4 protein-coding genes and 1 pseudogene are annotated in these 7,995 nt (G+C 40.3%); all 5 read left to right on the top strand.

Going from position 1 to position 7,995, the window contains the following annotated elements; all coding sequences use genetic code 11:
- Window positions 1-201: pseudogene (locus ACO1R6_RS16500) on the top strand (hypothetical protein); the annotation flags it as partial.
- A 96-nt stretch (window positions 202-297) separates the two neighbouring features.
- Window positions 298-1,374 (top strand): MraY family glycosyltransferase, encoded by a 1,077-nt coding sequence (locus ACO1R6_RS16495; RefSeq protein ID WP_486266087.1) that lies wholly within the window; start codon window positions 298-300, stop codon window positions 1,372-1,374.
- A gap of 410 nt (window positions 1,375-1,784) precedes the next feature.
- Entirely contained in the window at window positions 1,785-5,717 is a 3,933-nt protein-coding gene (locus ACO1R6_RS16490; protein ID WP_486266085.1) for a glycosyltransferase, read from the top strand.
- A gap of 27 nt (window positions 5,718-5,744) precedes the next feature.
- Complete coding sequence (locus tag ACO1R6_RS16485) at window positions 5,745-7,133, top strand: glycoside hydrolase family 2 TIM barrel-domain containing protein (protein ID WP_486266084.1); 1,389 nt, start codon at window positions 5,745-5,747, stop codon at window positions 7,131-7,133.
- A gap of 721 nt (window positions 7,134-7,854) precedes the next feature.
- Window positions 7,855-7,995: glycosyltransferase (locus ACO1R6_RS16480; RefSeq protein WP_486266088.1), on the top strand; the 141-nt coding region annotated here is incomplete at its 3' end.

The raw sequence follows: 7,995 nt of genomic DNA, 5'->3' as shown, positions 1-7,995 counted from the left end.
CGGTTGCGGGCAAACCGGGAAGATAGATTGGCCTGGGAGTACAACAAGCTAACGCCACGTTTGTATACGTTGCTTCTAAAGCCCTTGCGCAAAATAGAGCAGTTTATTGTAGTCTCTCCTGAACTGCATTTTATTAAACAATGCCTCCGGCTTATAACCCGCTTTACTCTCCGGCGCAACCAGGCAGGTCGTTCCTGGTAAATTTTTAACTTTTCTTAAATATAGGCAAAGTTTTTGCTAATCTAACTTTCACGTATCAAAACCTCAGAACTGGAAAAACCTGTTATCCCAGATTTTATGATGCTTTATATTTTTGCCAGTTTTATTTCTGCTTTTGTACTTACTTATTTTATGGTACCATCGGTATTAAAGATGGCGCGTAAACGCAATTTATTTGATATTCCCGACGAAAGAAAGCTGCACCAAAGTGCTATTCCGGCTTTAGGAGGCATTGCTATTTTTTCGGGTATTTTTTTCTCGGTGCTTTTCTGGATGGATATTCCGGATAGTTTGGCCCTGCGGTGGCTGGTATTATCTTTGGTAATAATTTTCTTCTTGGGGTTAAAAGACGATGTGGTAAACCTGTCGCCAACTAAAAAACTGGCGGGCGAATTAGCGGCGGCCGGAATCCTGATTGTTTGTGGCAATATCCGGATTCATAATTTACAAGGATTATTTTCGCTATACGAATTACCGTTTTACGTTAGTATCTTTTTAACCTTACTGGTTTTTATTGTAATTATTAATGCTTTTAATTTAATAGATGGCATTGATGGGTTAGCGGGCGGAGTAGGCATTATTGCGGCTGTTACTTTCGGGAGTTTTTTCTTGTATGCCAATCAAGTATCGTTAGGCATTATTTCTTTTGCTACGGCCGGGGCTTTGCTGGCTTTTTTACGATATAATTTTTCGCCGGCCGTAATATTTATGGGCGATGGCGGTTCTTTGCTGGTAGGGTTAATTTTAGCTATTTTGTGCGTAAAGTTTATTGATTTGCCCGTGCAGGTAGCAGCGCAGCCGGTACAATATTTAAACACGCCCCCGATAGCATTGGCCATTCTAATTATTCCCATAACCGACACTTTGCGGGTGTCTATTATCCGGATTTTACAAGGCCGGTCCCCCTTTCACCCCGACCGCAACCATATACACCATGTGCTGTTGCGTTTAGGGCTTAACCACGCCAAAGCGGCCTTTACTTTATATGGAATTAATTTATTTTTTATTTGGTTGGCTTTAACACTTAATCATTATGGGGTTAACTTTTTATTTGCAGCTGTAGTTAGTGGCGCTTACATCTTAAACTTAGTACCATACTTCTTAAAACAACGCGATAAAGTTCGTTTAAAACGCAGCCGCGTACCAGGTGTTTAGTTTTTAAAATCTTATAGGGTCTACAGGTTAATAATAGTATTTTTTAGAGTGGTTTAATTAAGCTTGGCCAAATATTTGCCTGTTAAAAAGCAGAGGTAATAAAAGTAGCCGGCAATTTTATGCGTATGGTATTCTCTTGCATTAAAATCTACTTTAATGGTCTTAAACCTTACTTTAAGCATTAAATATTGCCTTTTAGTTAAATGAATTATCTTTATCTAAAAAAATATTATATTTTACAATGCTGTTAAAGATAAAAAAACTATCTTTATATAGTTTTTTAAATATATTAAATATAATATATAATCTAATAACTTAGATAAAGAATTCAGAGTATAATATCCGGATATTAACAACTTTTATAAAATTCGGGTATTTAGTTGCAGTATGGTTAATACTAAATAAATATAATGTTTTTTACATCCGTTTATGAAACGCATCTGCAGAACAAAGCCAGAGTAATCGAGGCAAAGGCTCCGGGTAAACTGGAAAAACTTTTGTTAAGAACCCTGATTGTTTTGGGTGTTGCGAGTGTAGTTGGATTTGCCTTTTGGTTTTTTGATGAGGAACGGATAGGATATCGGCCGCTATATATCCTTTTAGGAATTTCTATTTCATATAAAATTATCCGGGTTTTATACGAGTGGTATCATTACTGGAGTATTGGGGTAACGCCCAAGCCTATCTCTACCAGAATGTGGGAAGTAGACATGCTTACGACGGCCATGCCCGGCGAACCCTACGACATGATCGAAAGTACCCTCATCGCCATGAAGAAGGTGCGGTATCCGCATACAACTTACCTCTGCGACGAAGGTAACGACCCTGCTTTAATAGAGCTTTGCCGTCGGTTAGAGGTAGTGCATGTTACCCGTACCGATAAGAAAAATGCTAAAGCCGGTAATATTAACAATGCCTTGCAGCAATCCACCGGCGAAATTTGCGTAATTCTGGACCCGGACCATGAGCCGCTGCCCCAGTTCTTAGACGAGGTGCTACCTTATTTTGAGAACCCCGAAATTGGCTATGTGCAGGTAGTGCAGGCTTATAAAAATGCCGAAGAAAGTTTTATAGCACGCGGGGCTGCCCAGCAAACTTATATGTTTTATGGCCCTATGATGATGGGTATGAACAGCTATGGAACAGCGCAGGCAATTGGGGCTAACTGTACTTTCCGGCGCGAAGCCCTGGATTCGATTGGTGGTCATGCCCCCGGCTTATCCGAAGACATGCATACGGCCATGCAGTTGCACGCCAAAGGATGGAAGTCGGTATACGTACCCAAAATCCTTACCCGCGGACTAGTGCCGGCTACTATTGCTGCTTATTACAAGCAACAACTTAAATGGTCGAGAGGTACTTTTGATTTATTAGTGCATGTATACCCACGACTGGTGCGTAATTTTACCTGGCGCCAGATGCTGCATTATTTACTGCTGCCCCTGCACTATGCGCTGGGTATAATGGCCTTGATTGATATTGCCATACCCGTAGTGGCCTTGCTTACAAACGAAGTGCCGGTATTAATAGAACCTAAATTATTGTTGTTGGTAAGCTTGCCTTATCTGGCCCTTACTTTATTAATAAGGCAATACGCACAGCGCTGGCTGCTCGAAAAACACGAACGTGGTTTGCATATTACAGGTGGTATATTACTGTTTGGCTCGTGGTGGGTTTTTTTGCTGGGCTTTGTGTATACACTGCTGGGCGTAAAAGTGCCGTATATCCCTACTCCTAAAAACGACGAAAATACAAATAACTGGCCTTTAAGTTTACCCAACATAGGCATTTGTTTTTTATGTATCGGGGCGGTGGTGTATGGTTTGGCTATTGACTGGAACCCGTATAATTTGCTGATGGCAACATTTATTTTTGTAAATGTATTGCAATTAGGTTTGGTGGTTATGGCTAGTCAGCAGGTTTGGCTTAACTCCGTTAAACGGCAGGTACGGCGTTGGTCGGTTTTATTAGCACTGGCAAATTTACGACATTGGTTCCGCAACACTTTATTACCCAATACTTACCAGGTTTTGCGACAGGGTGCACCGGTGTTGGCGCTGTTGGTGGTTCTTTTTAGTACGGTAGCCCTTTTTTATCCGGTTAGTTCTAAAAAAGAAAAAATACGCATGTACGAAGAGCCCATAAAGAAAGAAGTGGGTGGTTTTTACCTGGGCGTACATTTGCCTGCAGAGCAAAATATTAATCCTCTAGCGCCAGTCTTAAATTTTGAAAAAGCTTTGGGTACCAACTTTAATGTTGTTTCGCTTAATCAGGCTTGGGAACCGGGTAATTTAAATGGATTTTCATTAACCAACTTGCAACATATTGCGGCTAAGGGGGCCATTCCCATGCTTACCTGGGACCCACTGCGGAATGATAATTTTGTATTTGCCGATAGTATTAGACAGAAAGGTATTTTAGTAAATATTGCCGACGGCCAGCTTGATAATTATATTAAAGATTTTGCCCGGAAAATACGGACGCTGAATCATCCTGTGTTTGTGCAGTTTGCTCCCGAGCCAGGAAAACTGGCGGTTGCCATTGCCGACACTGCTAAATTTAATCCGGAAAACTACATCTTAGCCTGGCGCCATGTGGTATCTACGTTTGTAGCAGAAGGCGTAAATAATGTTACCTGGGTCTGGAATCCGGGTAATGCCAAGTCTATGTGGCGGTATTACCCCGGCGAACAATTTGTAGATTGGGTAGGCATAAACTGCTTAAATTATGGGAATGCCACACCAGACCACAAGTGGCAAACTTTTGAAGAAATTTATACCCCTTTCCGCAACCAGACGCTAGAATATAATAAACCGGTAATGCTTACGGCATTTGGCTCTACCAATAAGGGTGGCGACGGGCAGGAGTGGCTTAAAACCAGTTTATCAAGGGTTAACAGAGATTTTAAAGAAATTAAATCGGTGGTTTTATACAATCACGGGCAGGCAAATGCTGCTGCATTAATGGATTGGTCTATCAAAAAACCTACCGAATTGGCTGCTGTACTGGAACCGTTTGAACCCGAAGCGTTCCGGTTTCATAATTCTACAGTAGCTAAATTGGCTACAGATCACTCGCATAACGAGCTAATTGTAAATAAACGCCAGAAATATTTAGTGGGTAATACTGGCAATTTTACTCTAGAAGTAGGAGGTAAGCCTTTTTACATTAAAGGCGTTGCTTATAACCCGCAACACGATTGGCGCGATGGCAACAGTCCGCTTACCCGTAAGCAACTCGAAAAAGATTTTAAAGCGATTAAAGAAATGGGTGGGAATACCATCCGGCGCTATAGTCCCGGCCCGTACGACCAAAATATTCTGACAATTGCCGAAGAGCAAAATTTAAAAGTTTTATACGGTTTCTGGTTCGATCCGCGTTTTGATTATTATAATGATTCGGCGCAGGTACAAAAGTACCTGCAAAAGGTAGAAGAAACAGTACGGCAATACAAAGATTCGCCGGCGGTTTTGGGTTGGTCGGTAGGTAACGAAACGAGTAGTTTGCTTAAAAAGCATTACAGCCAACCTTACCTGAATGTGGCCCGCAAGGCTTACATGCAAATGGTTGAAGTAATGGCTAAACGCATACATGAGCTGGATCCGGATAGGCCGGTATTTACTTCTTTGGAGCACTCCCGGCAATTACCCGGCGAACTATTGTCGTACAGAAGCTTAGTGCCGTCGGTAGATATTATGGGCATAAACTCCTATTATGTACCCCAAATAAGTAAACTCCAAGCCATTACAACAAAACATGATCCTTCCCGTCCGTATTTAATTTCTGAATTTGGCCCGAGTGGTTACTGGGATCCGGAATTTACGGTTGTAGATAAAAATAACATGCTCGTCGAAGAATCGGACCACGCCAAAGCAGAGTTGTATAAGCACGAGTGGCAGCAATATGTACTTCAGAACAAAGGCTATAATGTAGGCGGCGTAGCCTTTTGCTGGACCGATCGTTTCGAAGGTTCGGCAACCTGGTTTGGTATCACCGATTTTAGAGGCCGGAAAAAGCCGGTTTATTATGCCCTGCAAAAAATCTGGCAACATAAACCAGAAGTAAAAATACCTAAAGTATTTATTGTGGGACCATCCGGGTATTTAATACCAGACCGGCCATTTGAATTTACAGCTATAAGTACGGCCAAAAATATCCGGAATATAGAGTGGCATTTGTACAAAGACGATTACCTCCTGAAAACCGGCACCCTGGAAAAAGCCGATAAAGAGAATAAAATTAAAGTTACGATATCCGATAAAAGAGGTAAATTTAGGTTATACGCTTATATATACGATAACCAGGGTAAAGTAACTACGGCTAGTAAAGCCATTAACCTGTAAGGGTAATCAGAATAAATTTTTTAGAGAATGTTTTTGTTACGAAAAAGTTTCCGGGAGAAGAGTGGTGTAGTGGCCGGAAATTATATTTTTATTCTTTTTATTCAGCTATGCTTTTTTGCCTGTAATCAAAAGGTTAGTCCGGAAAACCAGATTCTGAACCGAACGGTAGAGGTAAAAGAGCAAAATGGCCGCTACCAGTTGTACCGCCACGGTAAACCTTATTTTATTAAAGGGGCAGCTGGTACAGAACACCTGGAACTTATAAAAGCGGCCGGCGGAAATTCCATTCGGGTTTGGGATGTTGAGAATGCGCAGGAAATTCTAGATAATGCCCACAAAAATGGTTTAACCGTAACATTAGGCTTACGTGTTGCTTACGCCGGCTACATGGATTACGGCAACGAAAAGCTGGTTTCTACCCAACTCGAGCGCTTAAAAAAAGAGGTTATCCGGTTTAAGGATCATCCGGCTTTATTAATGTGGGGTATCGGGAACGAGCTTAATGCGCGGATTGGTCAGGGAGCGGTTATGGAGCATGTTCGTTTGTGGCAAGCTGTAAATGATATTGCTAAAATGATCCACGAGGTAGACCCTAATCATCCTACCACAACCATGCTACCCGACGTGCGACGGGTGACTACCCGATTTATTAGTACCTTTTGCCAAGACATTGATCTTTTATCCTTTAACGTATACAAAGATCTGAACACCATTCCGGAGCGGGTTAAAGCGGCGGGTTGGGACGGGCCTTACCTGGTTTCAGAATATGGCGGAGTAGCTTACTGGGAAACGCCAGGCACCGAATGGTATGCCCAGGTGGAACCCACCAGCAGCGAAAAAGCCAAAATTATTCAGCAGCAGTACCATGACCTTACTGCGGGTAATAACGGCAAGTTTCTGGGTTCTTATGTTTTTTACTGGGGTTTTAAAAGAGAATATACCTCTACTTGGTTCAGCTTTTTTACAGAATGCGACGAGGTAACCGAAATGGTAGATGCCTTACAGTACGTCTGGACGGGAAGTTGGCCAGTAAATCGGGCACCAAGCTTAACCAATATTTTGGTAAATGGCACCTCTTCCAAACAAAACATTTATCTTGAGGGTAATCAGAAAATAACGGCTACCATAAACGTACAGTACCCCAAACCCGAAGATTTGATTTTAAGTTGGGAAGTGCAGAAAGACTTTGTAGAGGTTTATTTTGATGCCACCTTTGGTCAGGATAAAGCCGAAATTATAAGCAGCGGAACTTTGCCTCTAAACCTTTGTAAGAACCAGGCCGCCCCAACTGCCGGCCAGTATCAAATAGAGTTAAATGCACCGGCTTACGAAGGACCATACCGGCTTATGGTGTCTGTAGTAGATAAACAAAATAAGGTAGCCACTGGCAATGCCGTTTTTTACGTGTATAATTAAACCAGAACAACTCCTCTAAACTAAATATTATTCACTAACACGCAAGTGTAATATTGCTAATACCAACTTAACGGCTTTTTTTAAAATATTTAATTAGCTGCGTTAAGACATCCTGCCCAGGTAAGCCTTAACCTTTTAGCTTAATTTTACCAGCTTATTGCTGAGCGTTTTAATTTACCTAAATATTTACAGTCCATAAATTTATTTTAAATGGTATGATTTTAGCTCTAATTAATTAGAATTAAAACATATACTTTATATTATATTAAGTATATAATATGAAACTGTAGTAAAAACAAGCGTATTTTTAACAAAAGTAGGCTTTTAGAAGCTGTCTTGCTTTTATTATAAAGTCATGAAAGCTAAAAGTATATTTATTTCATTGCGTTTGACTAACAGAAAGCAAACTGCACCAATAATTTTACTTACTTTTGTGAGCAGGATATAATTTTGCTTTTATAAAATTTTAATTTTTTAAATAAGAAGTAAAAATTTAATAAAAAAAATATTAGAAAATTTGAATATTCAAGATTTAATCTTTAAATAGTATTCGTATTCAGTAACTGGTTTCTCTATTAAATAAAAGTTAAAGTTGTTAATATTATTTTTTTACAAAATTCTTAGAAACATTTCTACTTTATATTAAACTAAAACCGACTGTCTGCTAAAAGAGTAAGAATATTAATAAGCCTGATTACCTGTAGTTTTAATTTTTACTTTAATGAAGATTTCCATAATTACCGTATCGTATAACAGTAGTGGCACTATTCGGGACACGATAGAGTCGGTATTGTCGCAGAACTATCCGGATTTTGAATATATACTGGTAGATGGTCAGTCAACGGATGCTACCTTAGACATT

It is taken from the genome of Adhaeribacter sp., from assembly GCF_057359045.1.
This window is presented reverse-complemented; position numbering and strand designations above follow the sequence as displayed.